At 32.4% G+C, this 23,651-nt stretch carries 20 protein-coding genes and 1 pseudogene; 7 read left to right on the forward strand and 14 right to left on the reverse strand.

Annotated elements, in window-relative coordinates; all coding sequences use genetic code 11:
- The first annotated feature begins 62 nt into the window (after positions 1-62).
- Positions 63-578: a DUF1543 domain-containing protein gene (locus tag EW093_RS05075; protein ID WP_149567354.1), complete on the forward strand. Its 516-nt coding sequence runs from the start codon at positions 63-65 to the stop codon at positions 576-578.
- Here EW093_RS05075 and EW093_RS05080 read toward each other — a convergent pair whose 3' ends face one another.
- Positions 579-2,708 (reverse strand): methyl-accepting chemotaxis protein, encoded by a 2,130-nt coding sequence (locus EW093_RS05080; RefSeq protein WP_149567355.1) that lies wholly within the window; start codon positions 2,706-2,708, stop codon positions 579-581.
- Between the two features lie 127 nt (positions 2,709-2,835).
- A complete protein-coding gene (gene lacZ / locus EW093_RS05085; protein WP_149567356.1) occupies positions 2,836-5,913 on the reverse strand; it encodes a beta-galactosidase, LacZ type in 3,078 nt (1,025 codons plus the stop codon).
- A gap of 153 nt (positions 5,914-6,066) precedes the next feature.
- Here lacZ and EW093_RS05090 point away from each other — a divergent pair, with 153 nt between their 5' ends.
- Entirely contained in the window at positions 6,067-6,885 is an 819-nt protein-coding gene (locus tag EW093_RS05090) for an AraC family transcriptional regulator (RefSeq protein ID WP_149567357.1), read from the forward strand.
- On the opposite strand, the gene cobD is transcribed toward EW093_RS05090, so the two are convergent.
- From cobD to EW093_RS05125, 7 genes are all read right to left on the reverse strand, one after another.
- A complete protein-coding gene (cobD, locus tag EW093_RS05095) occupies positions 6,857-7,912 on the reverse strand; it encodes a threonine-phosphate decarboxylase CobD (protein WP_149567358.1) in 1,056 nt (351 codons plus the stop codon). The genes EW093_RS05090 and cobD overlap by 29 nt on opposite strands.
- Entirely contained in the window at positions 7,903-8,841 is a 939-nt protein-coding gene (gene cbiB / locus EW093_RS05100; RefSeq protein ID WP_149567359.1) for an adenosylcobinamide-phosphate synthase CbiB, read from the reverse strand. The genes cobD and cbiB overlap by 10 nt, the downstream gene beginning before the upstream one ends.
- A complete protein-coding gene (locus tag EW093_RS05105) occupies positions 8,832-10,319 on the reverse strand; it encodes a cobyric acid synthase (protein ID WP_149567360.1) in 1,488 nt (495 codons plus the stop codon). Before EW093_RS05105 ends, cbiB begins: the two co-directional genes overlap by 10 nt.
- A gap of 78 nt (positions 10,320-10,397) precedes the next feature.
- Positions 10,398-10,919, reverse strand: a complete 522-nt coding sequence (locus EW093_RS05110; RefSeq protein WP_149567361.1) for a chromate transporter — start codon at positions 10,917-10,919, stop codon at positions 10,398-10,400.
- Positions 10,920-10,927: 8 nt separating this feature from the next.
- Positions 10,928-11,470, reverse strand: coding sequence for a chromate transporter (locus tag EW093_RS05115; protein WP_187759837.1), 543 nt, complete (start codon positions 11,468-11,470; stop codon positions 10,928-10,930).
- Positions 11,471-11,567: 97 nt separating this feature from the next.
- Positions 11,568-12,746, reverse strand: a complete 1,179-nt coding sequence (locus EW093_RS05120; protein WP_149567363.1) for an HD-GYP domain-containing protein — start codon at positions 12,744-12,746, stop codon at positions 11,568-11,570.
- Between the two features lie 44 nt (positions 12,747-12,790).
- Positions 12,791-13,822 carry an AI-2E family transporter gene (locus tag EW093_RS05125; protein WP_149567364.1) on the reverse strand — a complete coding sequence of 344 codons (1,032 nt, stop codon included), beginning with the start codon at positions 13,820-13,822 and terminating at the stop codon, positions 12,791-12,793.
- A gap of 90 nt (positions 13,823-13,912) precedes the next feature.
- Here EW093_RS05125 and EW093_RS05130 point away from each other — a divergent pair, with 90 nt between their 5' ends.
- Both EW093_RS05130 and sufU read left to right on the forward strand, forming a co-directional pair.
- Complete coding sequence (locus EW093_RS05130; protein WP_149567365.1) at positions 13,913-15,088, forward strand: aminotransferase class V-fold PLP-dependent enzyme; 1,176 nt, start codon at positions 13,913-13,915, stop codon at positions 15,086-15,088.
- Positions 15,085-15,486 carry a Fe-S cluster assembly sulfur transfer protein SufU gene (sufU, locus tag EW093_RS05135; protein WP_149567366.1) on the forward strand — a complete coding sequence of 134 codons (402 nt, stop codon included), beginning with the start codon at positions 15,085-15,087 and terminating at the stop codon, positions 15,484-15,486. Before EW093_RS05130 ends, sufU begins: the two co-directional genes overlap by 4 nt.
- A gap of 2 nt (positions 15,487-15,488) precedes the next feature.
- Here sufU and EW093_RS05140 read toward each other — a convergent pair whose 3' ends face one another.
- On the reverse strand, positions 15,489-17,879 hold the full coding sequence (locus EW093_RS05140) for an ATP-binding protein (RefSeq protein WP_187759838.1): 2,391 nt from the start codon (positions 17,877-17,879) through the stop codon (positions 15,489-15,491).
- Between the two features lie 112 nt (positions 17,880-17,991).
- On the opposite strand from EW093_RS05140, the gene EW093_RS05145 reads away from it, so the two are divergent.
- Complete coding sequence (locus EW093_RS05145) at positions 17,992-18,684, forward strand: hypothetical protein (RefSeq protein WP_149567368.1); 693 nt, start codon at positions 17,992-17,994, stop codon at positions 18,682-18,684.
- Here the strand turns inward: EW093_RS05145 and EW093_RS05150 are convergent.
- The 4 genes and pseudogenes from EW093_RS05150 to yidD all read right to left on the reverse strand — a co-directional run bounded on the left by EW093_RS05150 (position 18,681) and on the right by yidD (position 20,328).
- Positions 18,681-19,208 carry a Fe-S-containing hydro-lyase gene (locus tag EW093_RS05150; protein ID WP_149567369.1) on the reverse strand — a complete coding sequence of 176 codons (528 nt, stop codon included), beginning with the start codon at positions 19,206-19,208 and terminating at the stop codon, positions 18,681-18,683. The genes EW093_RS05145 and EW093_RS05150 overlap by 4 nt on opposite strands.
- A pseudogene (locus EW093_RS18045) lies at positions 19,208-19,859 on the reverse strand (fumarate hydratase). Before EW093_RS18045 ends, EW093_RS05150 begins: the two are co-directional and overlap by 1 nt.
- Complete coding sequence (locus tag EW093_RS05170) at positions 19,823-20,047, reverse strand: hypothetical protein (RefSeq protein ID WP_149567372.1); 225 nt, start codon at positions 20,045-20,047, stop codon at positions 19,823-19,825. The pseudogene EW093_RS18045 and the gene EW093_RS05170 overlap by 37 nt, the downstream one beginning before the upstream one ends.
- Positions 20,044-20,328, reverse strand: coding sequence for a membrane protein insertion efficiency factor YidD (yidD, locus tag EW093_RS05175; protein ID WP_149567373.1), 285 nt, complete (start codon positions 20,326-20,328; stop codon positions 20,044-20,046). The genes EW093_RS05170 and yidD overlap by 4 nt, the downstream gene beginning before the upstream one ends.
- Before the next feature lie 71 nt (positions 20,329-20,399).
- Here yidD and EW093_RS05180 point away from each other — a divergent pair, with 71 nt between their 5' ends.
- Together EW093_RS05180 and EW093_RS05185 are read left to right on the forward strand one after the other, a co-directional pair.
- Positions 20,400-22,112 carry a sensor histidine kinase gene (locus EW093_RS05180; protein ID WP_149567374.1) on the forward strand — a complete coding sequence of 571 codons (1,713 nt, stop codon included), beginning with the start codon at positions 20,400-20,402 and terminating at the stop codon, positions 22,110-22,112.
- On the forward strand, positions 22,109-23,644 hold the full coding sequence (locus EW093_RS05185) for a response regulator (RefSeq protein WP_149567375.1): 1,536 nt from the start codon (positions 22,109-22,111) through the stop codon (positions 23,642-23,644). Before EW093_RS05180 ends, EW093_RS05185 begins: the two co-directional genes overlap by 4 nt.
- Positions 23,645-23,651: the final 7 nt, after the last annotated feature.

Genomic DNA, 23,651 nt, shown 5'->3' on the forward strand with positions numbered 1-23,651 from the left:
ATACTCGGAATCAGTTTTATTTACTATTTTTTTTAGTATATAATAAATAAGGGAGATCGGTAATGAAAAAACTATTTATGGTAACACTTGGTGGAAAGACTAGTACTTCAAACATTGAAGTTCACGATCTACAGTTTATAATTGCTAAAGATATAGAAGAGACCTACGAAATTCTTAAACAGAACTGGTATGGTATAGATTTAAAACTCCATATTGATGCATATAAATGGATAGAAGGGGCGGATGAACACGAAGTTCGTATTACAGAGCCTACTAGTGATATAACCCTAGATAAAAAGCTATATTTTATAAATATTGGAGGTTATGATGACTCATTAATGAATGAGTTACATCGATATGTGTTATTAGTATGTAAGGATTTTAATGAAGCTAAGGCAAGGGCTAAGAAAAAGTTTTTTAATGGTTTAAAACAACCCCATATAGATAACCTTCTATGTGTAGACAGTTCAAAGTTACTTAATAAGATTTACAGTGGTAAGATAGAGTTAATACCAAGTGAGACAGAGTATACCTTGACCCCGGACTGGAAAGGGTACAGAAGAATAGATATACAATAACTACTCTTTTAGTTTAAACTTTGAAACATCCCTATGTATTTTAGATATTGTCTCTTTATTTTTAAAGCTTAATTCAACAACTTCAGCAACAGCTGAGTTTATTTGATTATTACCAACAGATATCTCTTGAATACTTTGTAATATGGTTGTGGATATTTCTGATAAGTCAGAAACATCACTTAATATCTGCTCATTTCCACTCCTCATCTCCTCAGACCCTTCTTTAACACCGTTTGTTAAATTAGTGATCTTCTCTAGGGCGTTTGTAACCTGAGTACTCTCTTTTAACTGATCCCCCATAGACTCTTTTATCTCCCCCTCTAGGGAATTTATTCTCTCTATTAATCGACTAACAAGAGAAAATCCCTCCTCTGCATCTTTTGATGCTTCTACAACACTCTGGATAACACCTGTTATACCTTGAAGGTTATTGCTTATATTTCCAGACTGTCTAGAGGATGTCTCTGCCAATTTTCTTATTTCATCTGCAACAACAGCGAACCCCTTACCTGCTTCACCTGCATGGGCAGCTTCTATTGCCGCATTCATTGCTAAAAGATTTGTTTGTTCCGATATGTCTGCAATTATTTTATTTGTTTCTAATAGACTAGAGGATTGTTCTGAGATCTCAATAGCCCTATCGTATACGTTTGCAATTTTTATTTTCCCAGACTCAGATGAGTCAACTAACTCCTTAAAGAGTCTATTTAAGATATCTATATTACTATTAACATGTCCAATATTGTTTACCATATGATTAATTGATTCAGATGAGTCATTAACTGCCTGAACTTGATTATCAACCATTCTATTTAAGGACTCGATGTTTTGCGTAATCTCTTCTACTGCAGAAGATGTAGAAGAAACTTTTGTCTCTTGGGTATTGATCTGCCCTTTTGTACTCTCTATATTTGCCGTTATCTCTGTTATAGCAGCGGATGTCTCCTCCATATTACTAGATAGGGTCTCCCCAATTTTCTCTAGATCTATTGATGAATTTTTAATTGATAGGATCATACTGTTCATAGTTCCAGTAAAAGCGTTAAAACTATTAGACATTTCTGACAACTCATCTTTTGAAGTTACTCTTATCTCCCTGGTAAGATCCCCCTCTCCCTTGGAAATATCATTTAAAATTGATGCTATAAACTTTATTGGGGAGGAGATAGAATTTGCCATAAAATAACCTATTAAATTAAAAACAATAACTAATATAATAGCAAATATAAGTAGAACTCTTAAAAAGTTATAAAATGGTTCCATAATTTCATCATTATGTAAGAAACCAATAAATGTGTAATTTAGAACTTTTGATTTATATACAAAGGCTGTTGTTTCTTTATTATCAATAAATACCTGGTCATTTTCATAGTTTGATTCATATAAATCTCTATATACATCTATATCTGATAATTTTTTAAAATTATTATCCCTATGTAGAGGATCTGCTAAGACTGTATTTTCCCCCTCAACAAGTAAAACAAAGCCATCCTCTCCAACTTTACTGTTATCAATTACACTTGCTAAGTCATTTAGGGATACCTTTAATGATAGAACTCCAACCACTTCTGAATTAATATTAACAGCCTTTACTATGCTTAAATCCACACTGTTTCCATCACTTGAAGGTGCTGCATCTGTTATAATAACTTTTTTCGGATCGGTTAGTGCGGTTTTATACCACCCCCTATCAGGAGGGTTATATCCCGCCTTCCTATCTGATAGAGGGTACCTTATATATCCACCGTATTTTGTACCTAACTCTATTCCGCTATATTTAGGATGGTTATCAATAAAGATCTTTAACTGGGAATATATAAACCTCTCCCCATTTGACCAATTATCAGGATTCATAGAGAGATTTACTTTACTGTTTTTATATATAGTTAAATTCTCACTATTATCAATAATAATAGGATTCTCTGATAGAAACTGTATTGAGTCCTGCATACTTTCAAAGTACAGAGTAAAATAATCATCTATCTGCTTTAACTCTCTTTTTACAATTCCATTATATAGTGGTTTAATTGTCCCTAAAAGATTAAAACTGGATATTATAGATACAATAGACATTGGTATTATAACTGATAGGGAGAAGGCTAAAATTAGTTTTGTTTTTATAGATTTCATATAAACCTCTTGGTACAATTTTAGAATAGGGAACTTTATATTTCAAATAAAAAAACTCTAAAATTTGAGGTATAGTCTATACCAGCCTGGGAAAAATTGGCTGGTATATAAAATAATGTATTAAAAACTAATAGGCTATAAAACTAAAGGAGAGAGTGTATGTTCTTCCTGTATGGATAAAATACTCACTATGGGGTTTGGCCTGCCAGCTATCATCTCCACCAAGGCCCATTTGTTTTCCATTTACCCTTAGAGAGACCTTATCCCCCTTAGGCATTTTATGGGGGTGGTCATAGGTTTCAAACTCATAGGGTGTAAACTCCTGGGCATTAGCCTCAAAAGAACTATCACTCTTTACCATAAATGTTCTACCATCATCTGAGGATAGTTTAATAAATCGAACATCAGTTTTATTTCCACACTCTTGGGGTCTTATATAGTTTACAAACTGCTCCTTTACAGAACCGCTATATAGTCCAAATGGAGTACTCTTTTTTCTATCAATATAGTTTCCATGGGGTCCCCTACCTAACCAAGTTAGATTTGAAAACTCCTTTGGTAGGTCAAACATTAGTCCATAGGCTGGAATATTTGGTAGAAGTTCATCGGTATCTAGAACCATCTTTACTTCAACTTCCCCACTTTTGTGGAATATATATGTAAGTTTCAAAGTGGAACTACTAGTGTTGTTAAGATTAAAAAGAAACTCTAAAACTCCACCTGAGTATTTACTATTAAGAAGTATCATAGAATTAGGGATATCCCTCCAAATGCCACTTTCCTCTTTTAATTTATATCCTAGATCGTTATCTGTAATTGCTCTCCAAAAACATGGAACAGCAGTGTTATTAAAAAACTCAGTATTATCTGATATATAACTTGTAATAAGGCCAGAACTCTTACTAACAACTACTTTAAAACTATCGCCAGTAACAATGTAAGATTCAGATTTTTCTAAAATCTCTAAAGTTGATCCCTTAGTTATAATCCGCTTACCAATATCATCCTTAGCCAAAGGTAGACTAATAAGTTTAAATTCAGAGAAACCAAGTTCTATACCACTCTCGATATAACTGTATTTTAACTGTAGGTAGAACTCTCCACTAGAGGCCTTTATCCCTTTATACTCAAATGGACATGTTACAATAACAGATGAGTCTGCAGGTATGACTTCATTAATAACAACCTCTTTTTCCAGCCCTCCATTTTTATATAGACAGGCTTTAATTTCTAAATCCTCTGTTGATGTAAATAGTCGACTATTAAAAATCTCAACCACTCCACTCTCTAAATCAATCATTTTAGCCTCTAGGGGTTGGTAGCACTTTTTAACTTCTAATAGCTTAGGGGTAATACTTCTGTCTCCTAATAACAGTCCATTTCCACAAAAAAAGTTATCATTAGGAGAGTCTCCAAAATCCCCTCCATAGGCGTAAAACTCCTTTCCAATCTCATCCTTTGTTAAAATTGACTGATCTACCCAGTCCCATATATAACCACCTAGAATAGAGTCATATTTTTTAAAGAGATCTGTATATTTAAATAGGTTCCCACAGGAACTTCCCATAGCATGGGAGTATTCACACAATAAGATAGGCTTTTGTGGATTATATGTTGCATATTGTTCTAACATAGATGGAGTTGTATACATTTGACTCTCAATATCTGTACACTCTTCAAACTCCCTATTGTGAAAGGTTCCCTCATAGTGGATAGGTCTTGAGGTATCAAGGGATTTTATATGATCTTTCATATCAACAAAGTTTGACCCTCCATAGGATTCATTTCCCAGGGACCACATTATAATTGATGGATGGTTAAAGTCTCTTTTTACCATAGAGTTAGCCCTATCTATAACATTATCCCTCCACTGGGGTTTACTGCCAGGGATTGCTGTTGGTTGGAACTCCTGAGCTTTGTCATAACTCCAAGAACCGTGGGTTTCAAGGTTTGTCTCATCTATAACATAGAGACCGATCTGATCACATAAATCGTAAAAAAATGGATGATTAGGATAGTGGGAAGTTCTAACAGAGTTAATATTGTGTTCCTTCATAAGTTTTACATCTTTAATCATCTCATCTATCTTTAAAGCACGACCATCAATTGGACTAAACTCATGTCTATTTACACCTAGAAGTTTTAGTTTTTTACTGTTTAAATAAAACACTGGTCCCTTAATAATTATCTCTTTAAATCCAACCCTAGAACTTCTATACTCTAATATGGTGTTATCCCCATCTATTAGAGTTACTAAAACAGTGTATAAGTTAGGCTCTTCAGCACTCCAAAGTTTTGGATTTTCAATATCTATAGTTAGTGTTTTATTATCAGCTATATCAATAAATTGATCTTTTAATTCACTAGAACCAACTTCTTCTCCATTATAAAAAACCTGGGAGATTATCGAGACCCTATTATCTATACCCCTATTCTTTAAGGATAACTCTATATCAAAAAATCCTTTTTTGTATTTATCTTCTAATCTGTTTTTTACATTTAGATCGTATACTGATACTTTAGGTGTGGAAAAAAGAATAACATCCCTAAAGATTCCACTTAATCTCCAAAAATCTTGATCCTCTAACCAGGATGAGTCACACCATCTAAAAACTTCCACAGCTAACTTATTATTCTTCTCCTTTAGATATGGAGTAAGATCAAAGTCAGCACTGGTAAAACTATCTTCACTATACCCAATGCACTGCCCATTTATATAGAGATAAAATGCTGACTCTACACCTAAAAAACTAATATAAACAGGATTATCCTTGAAATTCTTTGGCAGATCAAATGTGGTTACATAACTTCCAACAGGATTATACTCTACAGGGGCATGCCCCTCTTTTACATCCTCGTTACCAACCCATGGATATACAACATTTGTATACTGGGGGTAGTCATAACCTAACATCTGCCAGTTTCCCGGAACATCTATTTTATCCCAAGAAGAAGTATCATAATCCATTTTATAAAAATCCCTATCCCTGTCTGTTGGTTTTGAGACTAATTTAAAGGACCACTTACCATTTAGTAGCTTAACCCTATTTGTATTATATATATCATTATTTAATGCACAATCTTTATTATCATAAGAAAAACCAAAATATTTAGCTGGTAATCTATTAATCTGAAACCTCTCTGGACTGCTAATCCATGGCTCTGTAAATTTATCATCGAATTCAATAGTAAAATTATCAATCATAATTATCTCCTATGTTTTGAATATTAGTTCTACTTGTTGTATAAATCAATCTAAACATTTGAACAAATATTAATATATGAAACTAGAAGGAGATATAAAATAGCTGTATAATAGGGTAACCCTAATTTTATTAAACAACAAAAGGAAAAAAAGTTGCCGATACTATTTTCAATTAATAGCGAACATATGAAGATCTACCCCCTATACCTAACAACAACAGGAACATTTTTTAATGAGACTGTACGGGATAGACCGGAGGGTTTTCCTGAGTACCAATTTATTTTAACCCTAGAAGGTTCAGGGCTTTTTTATTTTGCAGGGAATAAAATAGAGATAGAGCCAGGAACCCTATTAATAATACCCCCTAATATTCCCCATAATTATAAAAAGAAGGGGGATATATGGGTAACCCACTGGATAGCATTTAATGGTAATAACATTGGGGAACTTTTTGAAAAGGTTCTTCCCAAGAGTATTGTAGATATAAATATTAAATTAAATGATAAACTATTTCTCCAGTTTGAAGAGGTAAATAACCTAACCTTTACAAACTATAAAAAGAATGCATTAAAAATATCCTCTATAATTTATGGAATGATTGCAGATATAGTTTATAAAATTGATAATAAGGATAAATCCAATAACAGTAGTCCAATTAATCTAGATCGGGTTATATCCTATATTAATAAGAACTATTATCGGGATATTAGCTTAGATGAGTTGGCAATGGTAGAGGGTATCTCCTCCCAATATCTATGTAGGTTATTTAAAGTTGAAATGGGGATTAGACCCTTTGAATATCTAAAACAGTTTAGAATTAATAGGGCAAAAACACTTATACTTGAAAACCCAAATAAAAAAATTGAAGAGATATCAAAGGAAGTGGGGTTTAATAATCCTAGCTACTTTGGAGTAATATTTAAACAACTAGAGGGTAAGACACCTAAAGAGTATCTAAGGACGGAGAGCTAGAGGATAATATTTTTAATAATTTTTTATTTAAAACTCTTTTTTTTACAGCGACCCTATAATAGGTTGAGTCTAGGTTATTATAGTTACTACAGCTTCTAATAAGTATTCCACTCTCTTTTAATTTTAACATAATATCCCTGTTATCTAACACTTTAAAAAAAATATAATTCCCTTGGGAGGCGTAGACACATAGGAATTTAAATTTTGAGAGTTCTCTATATAGGTAGACCCTCTCCCTTTTAATATACTTCTTAGATTTTTTTATATACACTTTATCCCTAAGTGCCGGGATAATATACTCCTGGGCGAGGCTGTTTATACTCCATGGAACCAGCTTGTTATAAAAAGCGTTAATAAACCCTATATTTGTTGTTAATAAACAGCCTAATCGTAACCCAGGTATTGCAAAGAATTTAGTTAGTGATTTTAAAATATAAAGATTATCAAAGTTTATAATCTGATCTGTTAAACTCTTGTAGGAAGAGAACTCAATAAATGCTTCATCTATAAAAAGGTCGATTCCCCTATTTTTAGACCTTTCTAATAGACTAATTAGAAATTCTGTTGAATATGAGCTTCCAGTGGGATTATTAGGGTTACAAATAAAAACCACATCCACTGCATCTAATACAATATCATTTTTATTGCTATAGTAGGAGACATCCCAACCATTACTTAGGAGAGCTTTTTCATACTCTACAAAACCAGGTGCTGGGATTAAAGCCCTTCCACCTTTTTTTAGAGTAGTATACTTATATATTAACTCTATTGCTCCATTACCTAATAATATATTATCTGGCTCTGTTAAGTAGTATTTAGATAGGGATTTTTTTAATTGAACATAGTTAGGGTCTGGATAGTTAACTATGGTTTTTAAGGATTTTTTTACTCCCCTTACCCCTTTTTTACTAGGACCTAAAGGATTGATATTTGCACTAAAATCTATAATCTCACTTTTGGGGATATTAAGTTCTTCTGATGCCTTATAAATATTACCTCCGTGGGTAAAATCCTTATCTACATACATAGTGTCAAAACTCCCAGGCCTAAGGAAAAAAAGATAAAGGATGTAACAAAGAGTACTTTATACAGTTTTTTAATATCACCTAAGTTTGGGTCTCTATAATTATTTCCCATTGTTGGTTTATTATGCATAACTCCAAAGTATGAAACTCTACCACCTAACTGAATACCTAGGGCTCCTGCAACTGCAGCCTCGGAAAATCCACTATTTGGACTACTATGGTTTCTTTTATCCCTTAATAGAATTTTATAGGACTCTTTGTAATCTAGTCCAACTAGAAAACTTACTATAACCAGTAGTAGACCTGTTAATCTAGCAGGAATATAGTTTAAAACATCATCAATTTTTGCAGAAAAATATCCAAATTCCATATATTTACTATTTTTATAGCCAACCATAGAGTCTAGGGTATTTACAGCCTTATAGAGCATTCCAAGAGGTGCTCCTCCTATAAAAATATAAAACAGGGGGGAGGTTATTCCATCAACAATATTTTCAGATATAGTCTCTATTGTAGATCTGATAATATCAACTTCTTTCATATCTTTAGTATCCCTTGAAACAAGGAGTGATAGACTCTTTTTTGCCATTTTTATATCCCCTTTTTTTAGGGCTAGATAGACCTTATTAGTCTCTATATATAGGCTTTTTGTTGCTAATATTTGGAATATTAGTAGTGTAGAGATGATAAAACCTAAATTAAACAGATCAAATAGCTTAATTAAATATAGTGGAATTAAATATGATATGGATGTAATTATGATAAAAAGTAGAAGACCCTTAAATTTATAAAATCTTTTTCCAAAGTATAATAATGACTCTACTTTCTCTATTAATAACCCTATAAACCTAATGGGATGGGGCAGAGAGTGGGGGTCACCAAATATAATATCTAATATATAACCAGCAATTAGAGGAATAACTATGCCCAATCTTCTATTATCCTTTTAATCTTATCCATATCTAGGTTCTGCTTATATAGTTCCGCAAGCTTATTAAACTCCAAATCCTTGTATGTTTTATAATCTATAATATTAGTGTCTATATCTAATCCCTTATCTCTTTTAATCTTTGAAATTAAGGTTGAGGTAAACTCTGAACTATCAAAAATTCCATGAAAGTATGTCCCTATGACATTACCCTTAACAGCACCGTCGTAAAATCCACTTTGATCCTTAAGAAAGTAGTTCTCATTAGATATTGTACTTCCCATATGGATCTCATATCCTTGTACACTTATTCCTGACAAAGAGGAAAACTCCCCATCTATCTCTGTAATTACGCCACTATTTTGAATTGTTCTTTTCTCTGTCTCAAAGCTGGTTACCATATCTAATAGTCCTAAACCATTTGAGGATTTGATGTCACCCTCAACACAGTGGGGATCCTCAATTCTCTTTCCCAACATTTGAAATCCACCACAAATACCAATTATTAAGCGCCCTTCCTTATTATGTTTATAGATCTCCCTATCCCATCCACAACTCTTTAAAAAGTTAAAGTCTGTTACAACACTTTTAGATCCAGGGATAACAATAACATCTGTATATCCAATAGGATCCCCTTTGGAAACATACCTTACGTTTACATCCTCTAGGGACTCTAAATATGTAAAGTCAGTATAGTTTGAAATATGTGGATACTTTAATACAGTAAGTTCTACGACCCCACCACTCTGTCTATTATTAAATCGGTTAGTTAGGCTATCCTCATCCTCTATATCTATATCGTTCCAAGGTATTACTCCTAAAACAGGAATATCTATTAACTCCTCTAACATTTTTAGCCCAGGTTCTAATAGTTTTATATCCCCCCGGAACTTATTAATGATAACTCCTTTAATTCTTTTTTGCTCATTAGGAGATAATAGTTTTATTGTTCCGTAAAGAGAGGCAAAAACACCCCCCTTATCAATATCTCCAACTAATATAACTGGAGAATTAGAGATCTCTGCCATTCCCATATTTACCAAATCACCCTCTCTAAGGTTAATCTCAGCAGGGCTTCCTGCCCCCTCTATGATTACCAAGTCGGATTCATTCTCTAATTCAAAATAACACTCACTAACTATCTCTTTTAATCTAGGTTTATAGTTATGGTAGTTAGAAGCGTTCATGTTTTCTAGAATTTTCCCCATTACTATAATTTGAGACTCCGTATCAGATGATGGTTTTATTAATATAGGGTTCATCTTAACACTTGGAATTTTACCCGCTGCCTCTGCTTGAACAACCTGGGCTCTACCCATCTCCTTTCCATCGGAAGTGATATAGGAGTTTAGAGCCATATTTTGAGACTTAAAAGGGTAAACATTAATTCCCTTGTTGTAAAAAAGTCTGCAAAGTCCTGTAGTGATTACCGACTTTCCAACTGATGATGCAGTACCCATTATCATTAAAGATTTACCCATTTCTTAACATCTCCACATATAAAAAAATCTTATATTATACTAAATTATTTCCATGATAATATTTTTTAGCAGTAAAATTTATAGTATTAATACCCCAAGAACACCTCCCAATATTATGACTAAAATAGGATGGAACTTCCCTTTTGATAAAAGTAGGATTAAAAATGAGACAATTGCTATTGTTAAGTCAATAATTCCTGATATAGCTCCGTTACCAAAAGTCCAAGTTGCATAAAAAATAAGAGAAATAACCCCAACTTGTAATCCCCTTCGAACTTTTTTAACACTCTTATTTGAACTAATCTTCTCTACAAAAGGTGATATTATAGATAAAATTATTATTGCAGGTAAAATAACACCTGCAGTTGCCAAAAGAGATCCTTTCCAACCACCAACTTTGAAGCCAACAAAAGTTGCTGCATTTACGGCTATAGGACCAGGAGTCATTTGAGCTATTGCAATAAGGGAGGTAATATCTTCAATACTTATCCACTCTTTTATTTCAACAATCTCATGGATAATTAGAGGGATAGTCACAAGCCCTCCCCCATAGGCACTAATGCCAATTAATAAGAAACTAATTAATATTTCTAATAACATTTTAATGTTTACTCCTGATCCTTAAGCAAAAAATATCCTAATAATCCTGAGGATAAGACTGCCCAAGCTGGGAATAGTTTTAATACGGCCACTATAAAAATACCAAAAGCACAAATTATTATTTTTCTATAATCTTTTAACTGACTTTTACCAAAAACATAACTCCCATAAGCTAATTGTCCTGTAACTGCTAAAGTACATCCTTTTAAAAAAGCTGCTACTTTTGGGTTTGAAAAATATGGCTCTGCAAAAATAACAACAGATAAAATAATTATAATTGAAGGTAAAATTGTGGCTAGAACACTCAAGAAAGAGCCAATAAATCCTCTAAGTCTTCTACCCTGCAAAAAGGCTAAATTTACGGCAATAGCTCCTGGTATTAGTGTTGCGGTTGACATTTCAAATAAAAAATCTTCCTCTGAAACCCACTTCTTTTTTAAAACTAACTCATGCCGAAGAACCACAGACATAGCCAGCCCTCCACCTAAAGTAAATAATCCTATCTTAAAAAAAGTTATAAAAATATCAAATAGTGGAACTTTTACTCTCAAGAAATCACCCTCTCTTATATATACAAAAATATCTCATATATTAAAACTATATTCTAGATGCTAAGTTTTTTGTTATTATATTTAAGAGGAAGAGTATCTATATTACTTGATAAGTTAAAGGCTTAATCTTATCTTTGACCTTTAGAAATGCCTCAACTATATCAGGATCAAAGTATGTCCCACTACCGTCTCTAATAATCTCTATGGACTTTTCAAAGGTAAAACCATCCTTATAAACCCTTTTATTTATTAAGGCATCAAAGACATCAACAAGGGCTACAATTCTAGCAGATAATGGAATATTAACACCGGATAAACCCATAGGATACCCAGAACCATCCCATTTTTCGTGGTGACAAAGAGCAATATCCCGCCCCATAGTATAAAGGGATCTGCCCTCTATATTTTTTTCGATCTCTTTTATTACATAGCTTCCACTTAATGGGTGACGCTTAATTATATCATACTCTTCATCTGTTAAAGGCCCATCTTTTAAAAGTATTGAGTCTGGGACTCCAACTTTACCTATGTCGTGGAGAAGCGAGGATATTGCTAAGTCGGATATATACTCATCAGTTAAATACTCTTTATACTTATCATTTTTACTTAGCTCTTTACCAAGTATAATACAGTATCTTTTAAGTCTAATTAAATGAAAACCTGTGTCATTATCCCTATACTCTGCAAGTTTAGCTAAACCAATTATTGAAGCGTCCCTTGTTGATGCCATCTTTTCTATTACAGATTTAAAACCAGCGATAAATACCGAGTTAATAACTACTATTACAAAGTTTAGAACAATATAGTTTAAAGCGTTAACAATCCAAGCTGAACTTGTCATTGAAGATGTTGCCTGCCAAGAAAAAAAATCTCTTTTTATTAGAAAAAAGAATAGGACCTGTAATATAACATTGGAAATAAAAGCTATTACAGCACCCTTATTACCTAATAACATAGCTGCAATTACAGTTGATGCAAATAACCATATACTACCAGAACCCTTAGGCCCTAGAGTCACAATTAAAATAACACCAAGTAGATGGAAAAGAGCAGCTCCAATAGCTGCTTTAATAGTCAGATTAATCTTTTTATTAAAAGTTAAAAAAATACATACAAAATAAATTATAGTATCTGCAATAACGACACTCCATAACTCCTCCTTTATAGAGAGGAGCATACTTGGAATATATGCAAAAAATCCAAAAAAAGAGAAGAGATAAAATACTGTATCGCACACTTTTTTACGCCATAAGAACATTTCTGAGCTATTAGTCATATAATTAATTCTAGGCTAATGGTTTAGATATAGCAATAAATAAATCAGCGACTAGGTTTTCCCATTATCCTACTAACAAAAACAAAAGATTCATTATTCTGTAAAACAATTTTGAGAATTACTAAAAGTGGTACTGATAAAAAGGCCCCGGCTATTCCCCAAATAAAGGACCAAAAAACCAACCCAAAGATAATTGTAACAGTATTTAATTGAAGCCTATTCCCCATTATTTTGGGCTCTATAAACTGCCCTATGGATAACTGAATTCCAAATAAAATAATAATTAGGAACAGGAGTTTAACCCCTGAGTCAAACTGAACAAAGGCCATTAAAGTTGGCAGAGCTGTAGCTATTATAGACCCTATGGTAGGGATAAAATTTAATAAAAATGTAACAAAACCCCAAAAAACAGCGTAGTTTACATCAAATAATAGACAGACAACTAGGGCTATAGTTCCAGTAGTTAAGCTAACAAAAAATTTAACTGTCATATAAGAAACTATTGATTTCTGGATATGTTTTGAGTTTAATAAAAACGCCTTATCATCCCCTGCAATATACTTTATATACTTATTATACCCAGGCATACTAAATAGAAGAATTAAGAAGTAGAGGCTAAACATAAAAAAGGAAGACCCAAAAGAGCTTAACTTTGAGAAACTTGAACCTGCAAAACTCTGTAAGTTATCCTTAGATAGTATAGTAGCAATTTGGGACTCTAAGAGAGATTTATCAAGTTTTATAGGTATTACTTCATCAAAATAGTTAAAAATTGATAGTATTTTTTCCTGTAATAACTCTCCAAGCATTACCCTGTCAAAGTAGATAGATTGGGCAGAGTCTACAAAGATCTGAATTATAAATGCTAGAATAAATATGGTACCTACAGCTAGTATTGGTGTAATTAGCATAACTGGAATTTTTTTTCTATGTAAAAATGAGAACAGTGGTTCGTAAACTAAGACAAACATAATTGCTATTACAAGGGGTAAAACAACCCTCGCTATTGATCGCATTACAAATAGCACTACTATAATTAAAAGTACTAATAATAGATTTCGTATAGACTTAATCATTCATTTCTCCTATATCATTTTATAATATACTCTATACAGCTTAACTTCAACTTATTGTACATTTTTATATTAAAAGGATATATTAAAAATATGACAGATATATTCCCACTTCTAAATAATGAGTTTATCTATTTTGATGCAGCAGCAACTAACCTAAAACCTAATAGTGTAATAGAGGCCCAGAGTAGATATTATACAGATTATGGTTTAAATATTGGTCGGGGTAGTAGCCTATTAAACTATAAGTCCTCGGATATTATAGAGAATATTAGGGTTAGAACAGCAGAATTTATTGGCTCTACCAATCCTAATGAGTTAGTATTCACTTCAAATGCCACTGACAGTATAAATATAGTTGCCCAGGGTTATGTTAAAAATAGAGTCAAAAAAAACTCTAATATAGTAATAACAATGTTAGAACACCATTCAAACTATGTGCCGTGGATAAATTTAGCAAAAGAGATGGATATTGAGTGTAGAATTATACCGTTAGACGGTTATAGTTTAGATTATAGCTATATAGACAAATATATAGATGAAAACACAATAATAACATCAGTAACTGGAATGTCAAACATAACAGGGGAAGTAACAGACCTTACTCCATTTATTACAAGATGCAGGGAAAAAGGCTCTAAAATATTAGTAGATGCTGCCCAACTAATTGGCCATAAAAGAGTTAATGTAACAGATCTGGATATAGATTTTTTAGTATTCTCGGCTCATAAACTATTTGGTCCCTTTGGTCTTGGATTTTTATACGGGAAATTCAAAAACCTAGAGGAGATTACTCCAACTAGATTTGGTGGTAATATGGTCTCCTATATTAATAACCTAACCCATATACACTATAGGGAGATCCCAAGAAGGTTAGAGTCTGGTACTCAGAACCCAGGGGCAATTTTTGCTTTTGATGCTGTCTTAGACTTTTTAGAAATATATAAAATAGAAGATAACGAAAAAAAGTTAATTCAGTTATCGTCCTACTTATTAGATAGACTTAAGAGTATACCAGGACTAATTATATACTCAGAGATAGGAAGTATAATCAGTTTTAACATTATAGGGGTACATCCCCATGATGCATCAGATTTTTTTGACAATAAAAATATAGTTGTACGAACAGGGAACCTATGTGCATCCCCTTTTTTTACAAATTTAGAGCAGTCTGGTGTAGTTAGGGTATCCCTTGGAATATACAATAATAAAAATGAGATAGATAGATTAATTGATACAATTATAGAGATAAAGGAGTTTTTCTTATGAGCCTATATAAAGAGACATTAATGAAGCATTTTAGGGACCCACAATTTAAAAGAGAGCTAACTAACTACCAGGAAATGGAGGATGGTGTTAACCCTTCATGTGGTGATAATATTACCCTATATTTAAATAAGAACGACAATATAATAGAGGAGATATCCTTTACAGGAAATGGATGTGCAATCAGTATGGCATCTGCAGATATATTGTGCTCAATAATTACAAAAACTACAGATCCTAAGGCTGTTATATTAGAGTTTATTCAAATGATTACAGGGGGAGATATTACATTTAAAGATGATCTTGAAGTTCTTAATGTATTTAAGGAGATGCAGAATTTCCCAGCTAGAAGAAGCTGTGCAATACTACCATGGAAGACACTAGAGAAGGTTTTATCCTAATCTTAAAATGGAATAGTAACAATAAAACAGACTCCCTTTGGGGAGTTAGGGCTATACTCTATAGAACCTAGAAGTTTTTTCTCTATAAGTTTTTTAATTATAGACATACCTAGTCCACTACCACCCTTACCAATTTTAGTAGAAAAATAGGGCTCGAATATTCTATCTCTATTTTCATGAGGGATACCTACTCCGTTATCCCTATACTCTAAAACAATAGTTTTTTTATCTAAAAAGAGTAATATATCAATAATCCCGTTTACCATATCTTCGAAACCATGTTTTATACTATTTTGAACTAAATTTGTTACTACTTGGGATATAACACCAGGATAGGACTTTATAATAATCTCATCTTTAACTAATAAATTTATTCTATGCTTTCCACTTCTTGTTATAGGAGCAAGAGAGAGTGTTACCTCTTTTAGGTAGGAACCTAGGTTTATCTCTCTTTTAATATCACTTGCCTGATCTACAGATATCTGTTTAAATCCATTAACAAGGGATGAAGCCCTCTCCAAATTCTTAAGTATAATATCTGCAGTCTCTTCAGAAGTTGATATAAAAGTACCCATTTCTGACTTTTTAAGCCCCCCTTGGTTAAATTGCTCTTTTATTTTAATAAGTTCACCACTTAGATGACTTACTCCAGTTACACCAACCCCAAGGGGAGTGCTTATTTCATGGGTAAATCCAGCTACAAGACCTCCAAGATTAGCCAATTTTTCATTCTCTATAAGTAGGTCTTTCGTAACCCTTAGATCCATATAGGATTTATCGATCTCCCGAACTTTATCTTTTAAATTATTAAAAACCTCTATTAGATATAGTGCTCTAGAAATCTGAAATGATAAAACTTCCCCAATATGGAAGCTATTTAATAGTATCTCCAACTCGCAGTAACCAGAGTAATTTAAGCTATTTAAAGGGAGAAAAAGCTTACAATAAACCTTACTATTTCTATTAAGAGAGTCATCTTTAACAAAGGTTCTGCCCTTTAATCCATTTATAAAACCATTTTCGCAATTATTAAAAATCAAGGTTATGCTTTTTATACCTAGATAGTAGAAATTTCTATCTAGAACCGCTTCTAGCTCCTGATAACTCATTACAGTTGCTAGGGCCATCAATATAGAATCCAGTTCTGAACTCTGTTCATTTAAATTTCTAAACTGCCTTAGCTTTTCATTGTTAATAGCCTTTATGATATTAGATTGAATTCTTTGCATATTTTTATAAAACATTAATAGGTGGCTTCTATTTAATTGCTCAATAACTCTCTCTGACAAAATATTTATTATTTCCGTTAATGTATTTAAGTTATATCCCCTGTATTTATACTTGGCTATAAATTCATCAATTTTAGTTGAGAAAACAAACTCCTTATTCTCTACAAATTCATTTAATATATTAGCAATACTATTTATATCCCTCTCTAACCCTTCTATTTTTACATCATCAAGCCTACTGGATACAAACTCAACAAAGTTTTCACCATCCTCTATAAAATCATCAATAGCTGTAATACATCCACAGCTATTTCGATATATAATCTTAGGAATACTATTATAATCTCCTAGGACTCCTCCCTTTATTTTTTCAAGAAGTTTAGCAACAGCTATTCTTCCTTGGTTGTAAAATTGTTGATCAACAGTGGTGAGGGAGGGATCCATAGACTTTGTATAACGAGCATTATCAAATCCAGTTACAGCTATATTCTCTTTGTTAAAATTTATTTTCCTTTTTTTTATCTCGGCGTATACCCCTAAAGCTGTATCATCATCGGCACAGACTATGGCATCTGGAAGTTCTAATTTTTTATTAAAAAGCTCCTTTATTGCATTCGCACCAGAGTGGGGAGTAAAATCTCCATCAAAAACATACTCTTTATCCATAGGAATATTGTTTGTTTCTAAGGCTTCAAGATAGCCTTTGAATCTGCTCTCAGCCTCTAATTGCCCCTTAGGCCCCTTAATAAACATAATCTTCTTCTTACTATGAACTTTAATTAAATGGGAAACAATATCTTTTACTGGACTAAAATTATCTGATAAAATTGCAGGAAAACCTGGGACTTTAACTGAGATTGTTATAGTAGGAATAGTTTTTGGGATAAATGATAAAAAGTCCTTTAACTCATCAATTGTTACATAATTTGTCATGGATCCTGCCAAAACTATAACACCGCTAAAGTCATACTCATCTAAAACATCAACATAAAGAGCTCTCTTCTCTACACAGAAATCTTGAACCTGTTTTATACCACCTACAGAAGCGATAACAACATCAATACCCATCATCTCAGATGATGCGAGTATCCCTGAAATTAATTCCTGGGAAGTGTGGTCATGTATTTCAGTTGTAAAAACAGATATCTTAATTCTACTACTCATAGTTTTATTATGGTTCATCTACATGGATAATTCAAAATATTTATCCTATTATTTTATAGATAAATAGCTTATTAGATGTTAGGATTAAATTTATAAGAGAGAAGAGGTTTATATGGCATATTGTCCAAAATGTGGGGTTGAAGTAGAAAATAAAAAGTGCCCACTATGTTCCTACGTTATAAAACAGGATATTCATAGAGTTCCATTTAGTCACGCAGTTGAACTTGATAAAAAAATAGTTCACTTCTCTAGTAAGGAGAAAAAAAGTATATATAACGCGTCTACAATATTTTTTGCCATATTAATATCTTCAATATGTTTAACTGCAGATAATTTTTTTGATAAGACAATTACATGGGCCATCTATCCAATAATAGTAGTAACAACAATAGCTCTTATTACTGGAGTATCCCTCTATGTTAAAGGTGTTTTAAAAATATTAGGGATACTGTTACTCTTTTTATTAATGCTTTTTTTACTAGATATATATATTCCTGTTACAAACTTTTTTATGATGATATCCCTACCGATTAGCTCTATAACAACAGTTATCTCCTTTCTTGTTGTCTATATAATTAAAAAGAGTAAAAGAAAGGGTGCCAACATTCCAGGTTATATACTACTTGGGATTACTGTTTTAACCCTATCTATTGATATGATTATTCAAAATTTTATTGGTGGAGAATTTAGAATAACATGGTCTTTAATTACTACTGTAACTCTAATTCCTATATCACTTTTCCTTCTATATATACACTATATATTTAGCCAAAGGGTCGATTTAAATAAGGTTTTCCACACCTAATCTCTGTTATAGATATTGTTTCCCCAACTATCAATAGCAACAATTACAGGAAAATCCTTAATAACCAGCCTTCTAATAGCTTCTGGCCCTAGATCTTCAAAGGCTACAATATCACTCTTAATTACTTTTTGTGCATATAGAGCTCCACATCCTCCAAAGGAGTAGAAGTAGATAGCCTTATTTTTAATAATTGATTTTAGGACATCCCCATATCGAGGCCCCTTTCCTATCATCCCCTTTAATCCTACATCCATTAATTTAGGAGCAAAAGCATCCATCCTAGAAGATGTTGTAGGCCCACATGCACCTATAACATCACCCTCTTTTGCTGGAGATGGCCCCATATAGTAGATAACTTCCCCATTAATATTTACTGGAAGCTCTTGATTATTATCAATTAGATCACACACTCTCTTATGGGCCTGATCCCTACCTACTAAAATACTACCTGATAGAAGGACTTCATCCCCCATTTTTAAATCTCTAATTTTTTCATCTGTAAGGGGTAACTCTATATGCTTCATTATAACTCAACCTTTATCTTTCTATCTGCCCAGCAGTTAACACTAATAGCCACAGGAAGCCCTGCAATATGTGTTGGGTAGTGCTCTATTTTAACCCCAAGGGATGTAATGTTACCACCTAATCCTCCAGGACCTATATTTAAACTGTTTACTTCCCTTAAAATATCATCTTCTAACTCTTTATAATATGGGTCACTATTTATATCATCCAACTCCCTTAAAAGGGCTTTTTTAGATAACTTTGCAGCATAATCCATAGTTCCTCCAATACCTATTCCTAATACTGTAGGGGGCATGGAGAACCACCTGCACTTCTAATAGTCTCTAAAACTACCTCAATAACCCGGCTACGTCCCTCTGTTGGTTTTAACATAAAGAGTTTACTGCAATTCTCTGAACCAAAACCCTTTAGAACTCCAGAGATTTTAAGGCTATCCCCCGGTATAAAATCATAGTATATAACTGGAGGAAGGTTATTTTGGCTATTTTTTCTACCATTTAACGGATCCATTACAACTGATTTCCTAAAAGATCCATCCCTATATGCATCTTCCACAGATCGATTTAATATGTCTTCAAGGTTAATCCCCTAAGCTCAACTTCTCTTCCAATCTCTACAAAGAGTAAAACCATACCTGTATCCTGGCACATAGGTGTACAATTTTTTTAGCACACTCAAGGTTCTCAACAATACTACTTAATACGGTTTTTGAAACTCCTGACTCACTATTCATAGACTCAACAATTCTATTACTTACATCCTTTGGAAGTATTACTCCAGAATTTAAAATTGATCTGTATACGGAATCATAAATATCTTCTTCCTTAATTACTTTCACTTTTTATAACTCCTTATAAACTCTTTATATTTAAACAACTGCTCTTTTATTGTAGTTTTCTCAATTACAGGGTCTACCCCTCCCTTAAAAAGTGGGCTGCACCTAAAGATCCTTAATACTCCATATATCAATCCCATTATAGGTCCATGTTTTTTTAAGGAGTCTATACAGTAGCTTGAACAGCTTGGAAAATATATACACTTTGGTGGAAATAGAGGTGATATTAGTATTTGATACAACTTTATTGGTAGTATTAAAATTGCAGATAAAAACCTTTTCATAATTCTACTATATAATATTATTTACAATTGATTAAGATGACAATTCCTAAACTCTATGTTATACAGTAAGTATGGGGTTAAAAACATTCAGAAATCAAAAACTAAGGAACAAACTCCTAATAATTTATATTTTAGGTTTTTTTATACCTATGATGTTTATAAATATACTATTCTCCTACAATCTATATCTAGAGGATAGAGATTTTGATAGAAAAAATCTTGAGAACCAGATAAGTAAGGCCTCCATATTAATAAAAAATGAGTTTAATAGTGCTCTACAGATTATCTATTCGGTCTATATAAATAAGGATTTAACGGATTTTATAAGAGGATCATACTCCTCATCCAATGAGTATTTAAAAGAGCGTAACCAAGTATTTAAAACCAACTCCCTACTTAATCAACTAAGTACCTATGATATAAAATATACAATTTTCACAAAAAATAAGAAGTATAGGCCGGACCCTGTAATAAAAAGAATAGATAAGGAAGTTGAGACTTCCCTCTGGTATAGAGAGTTTACTAAGAGCAAAAAAACAGGATACCTATATTATACCAATGAAAACCGAGAATATATATCGATTATACGAACCCTAGACTATAGGGTTAAGGATGACAAAAAGTGGGATAACATATTAAAGGCAGATATCCCTATAAACAAAATAATAGAACATATTAATGGACTACCTAGGGAGTTTGGAGTATCCCTACTATCTAATAAAAATGAAGTTGTATATCAAACTATTAATAATAAGAGTATAGATTATGTCTTTGAGAAGAATTTTGTTGGGATAAAAATGCTCTCAGAGTGGAGTTTAAGGGGTCTGATGTATAAAAAGAGCTACTATACCTACCTTGTAAGCAATAACCGTATAAAAATAATTATTCCGATTATTATCATTTTAGTATCAGGTTCACTAATTATTTTTATGTTATCTAGATCATTTTATAGCCGTATATACCGCTTATCCCGAAGGATGGAGGATGTAAGGTTAGGAAATTTTAAACCTGTTGAGATCTTTTTAGAAGATGGGGATGAGATTACCGAACTATCTAGAAGTTATAACATTATGATAGATCATATAGAAAACCTTATAAATGAAGTCTCAGAGGGTAAAATAAGGGAGAATAGCAATGAGTTAGCAAAGAATAAAGCTCAATTAAGTGCTCTTATTAGTCAAATAAATCCCCACTACCTTTTTAATGTACTTGAATCCATAAGAATGAAATCCCTAGTTAAAGGAGAAAAAGAGACAGCAAATATAATAAAACATCTATCAAGATCTTTTAGGCATACAATATCATGGGATAAAAATATAATAACCCTAAAAGAAGAACTAGATATAGTTAACGACTTTTTAAAAGTACAGAAATACCGCTTTGGGGATAAATTAAACTACACTATAAATGTTGATGAATCTCTATACGTACTAAATATTCCTAGGTTGAGTCTGCAACCCTTTATAGAAAACAGCTGTATTCACGGTATAGAAAATATAGATAACCATGGGAAACTTAATATTACAATATTTAGGGATAATGATTTTTTAAGGGTTACAATTAAAGATAATGGTCAAGGGATAACAGATGAAGTTCTTACTAAACTTCACACTGAGATGTCAAATTGCAAAGTAGAAAATAGACACATAGGGTTCTCCAATACATATTGGAGACTTAAAAAACTGTACCCTAACTTCTCACTACAGATAGAAAGTACCCTTACCCAAGGCACAACAATATACTTAAATATTCCAGTAACAGAGGGAGATAATGTAGACCTATGATTAAAACTTTAATAGTAGATGACGAACCTAATATTAGGGAAGGGCTTAAAATTGTAATCGAGTGGGAGAAGTTAGGTTTTCAAGTTGTTGGAGAGGCAGCTAGTGGGGTTGAAGCTCTAAGAAAAATTGAAGAGTTACAACCCGCTGTTGTTATAACAGATGTAAAAATGCCAAAGATGAGTGGATTAGAACTTGCTGCTGAGTGTGTAAAAAAAGAATTAAATATATCGTTTATAATATTATCAGGCCACGGAGAGTTTTCTATGGCTAAACAAGCCTTAAATTTAGGGGTAAATGACTATCTATTAAAACCAGTGGATGAAGATGAATTAACTGAGGCTTTAATTAAATTAAAAAAGGATAAATTTTCATCAATCTCTAGACATCACTCTGAACCTATATATCTACAAGCCCAATTTGATCAGCTTTTATCATCAAATAGAGAGAGGGAGTTACCAGAGATTAAGAGACTATTTAAAATTGATAATCAGATCAGTTTTTATTATGTAATAGTCGATTCAAGGGGTAATATACCTGTTGATACTATTAAAGGGCTAATTCAAAAAACCCTACCATCAAACTCTACTATATCCCTTAAAAAACATATGTGTGGAAGTTATGGTTTTATGATACACAGTACCATGTTAAAAGATTATAACCACAGTATAAACATCTATCTTATGGATCTAATATCATTTGTATATAAAGAGACTTTAAAGGAAGTATCAATCTACCTAGGTACAAAAAAGAGAAATTTATATGAACTAAAAGACTCCATGGATGAGGCCGTTATAGCTTCAGTTCATAGATATTACAGAGAGAGTGGAATAATAATTGACTATAACAATATTCAGCACCTAGACTTTTGTGATGAATATAGTGAGACCCAATATATAGATGATATTTTAAATGGGGTTTTAGATAGAGATAGAGGGGAAGTTACTAGAAGTATTAATAATCTAGTTAACTACTTTTTAGATCAATACCTATCAGCCCATATAATCTACCTGCACCTAAATCGTCTTCTTAATAGAGTTTTAGAGAGTGTACAGAAACTTGGGGGGGACAGTGAAAAGATTATACATAAAGCTGACTTTATAATAAAAAGAGAGAGCCAGATTTACCTCTATTCACTTCCAAATAAAATAGAAGGACTGATGGATGTAGTTTTAAATATTATTAATAAACTAAAAAACAAGAGCTCCCTTGGCTTAGAACTAAAAGAGTATATTGATGTAAACTTTAGAGAGAATTTAAGTCTAAAATGTGTTGCAGATAAATTTAATGTTAATCCAGCCTACCTAGGACAAGTATTTAAAAAGGAGACAGGTACATCTTTTAATAGTTATTTCCACACTCTAAGACTCAATGAAGCCAGTAAGTTATTATTACAAAGTAATATAAAAATATACGAAGTAGCCCAGAGTGTAGGTTATATGGATGTTAATTATTTTATGAAGAAATTTGAGAGACAATTCAGTACAACACCTAAGCAGTACAGAAAAAACTATAATAAGTCCATTAAAATATAATTTTTAC

The organism is Thiospirochaeta perfilievii (assembly GCF_008329945.1).
Taxonomy (GTDB): Bacteria; Spirochaetota; Spirochaetia; order DSM-2461; family DSM-2461; genus Thiospirochaeta; species Thiospirochaeta perfilievii.

Excerpts from the sequence above, each read along its gene's own strand:
- cobD (WP_149567358.1), bottom strand. The coding sequence starts at position 7,912 with ATGTATGTAGATAAGGATTTTACCCACGGAGGTAATATTTATAAGGCA.
- EW093_RS05125 (WP_149567364.1), bottom strand. The coding sequence starts at position 13,822 with ATGATTAAGTCTATACGAAATCTATTATTAGTACTTTTAATTATAGTA.
- lacZ (WP_149567356.1), bottom strand. The coding sequence starts at position 5,913 with ATGATTGATAATTTTACTATTGAATTCGATGATAAATTTACAGAGCCA.
- EW093_RS05075 (WP_149567354.1), top strand. The coding sequence starts at position 63 with ATGAAAAAACTATTTATGGTAACACTTGGTGGAAAGACTAGTACTTCA.
- EW093_RS05145 (WP_149567368.1), top strand. The coding sequence starts at position 17,992 with ATGGCATATTGTCCAAAATGTGGGGTTGAAGTAGAAAATAAAAAGTGC.
- sufU (WP_149567366.1), top strand. The coding sequence starts at position 15,085 with ATGAGCCTATATAAAGAGACATTAATGAAGCATTTTAGGGACCCACAA.
- EW093_RS05140 (WP_187759838.1), bottom strand. The coding sequence starts at position 17,879 with ATGAGTAGTAGAATTAAGATATCTGTTTTTACAACTGAAATACATGAC.
- EW093_RS05080 (WP_149567355.1), bottom strand. The coding sequence starts at position 2,708 with ATGAAATCTATAAAAACAAAACTAATTTTAGCCTTCTCCCTATCAGTT.
- EW093_RS05180 (WP_149567374.1), top strand. The coding sequence starts at position 20,400 with ATGGGGTTAAAAACATTCAGAAATCAAAAACTAAGGAACAAACTCCTA.
- EW093_RS05105 (WP_149567360.1), bottom strand. The coding sequence starts at position 10,319 with ATGGGTAAATCTTTAATGATAATGGGTACTGCATCATCAGTTGGAAAG.
- EW093_RS05150 (WP_149567369.1), bottom strand. The coding sequence starts at position 19,208 with ATGAAGCATATAGAGTTACCCCTTACAGATGAAAAAATTAGAGATTTA.
- EW093_RS05130 (WP_149567365.1), top strand. The coding sequence starts at position 13,913 with ATGACAGATATATTCCCACTTCTAAATAATGAGTTTATCTATTTTGAT.
- EW093_RS05110 (WP_149567361.1), bottom strand. The coding sequence starts at position 10,919 with ATGTTATTAGAAATATTAATTAGTTTCTTATTAATTGGCATTAGTGCC.
- EW093_RS05120 (WP_149567363.1), bottom strand. The coding sequence starts at position 12,746 with ATGACTAATAGCTCAGAAATGTTCTTATGGCGTAAAAAAGTGTGCGAT.
- yidD (WP_149567373.1), bottom strand. The coding sequence starts at position 20,328 with ATGAAAAGGTTTTTATCTGCAATTTTAATACTACCAATAAAGTTGTAT.
- EW093_RS05185 (WP_149567375.1), top strand. The coding sequence starts at position 22,109 with ATGATTAAAACTTTAATAGTAGATGACGAACCTAATATTAGGGAAGGG.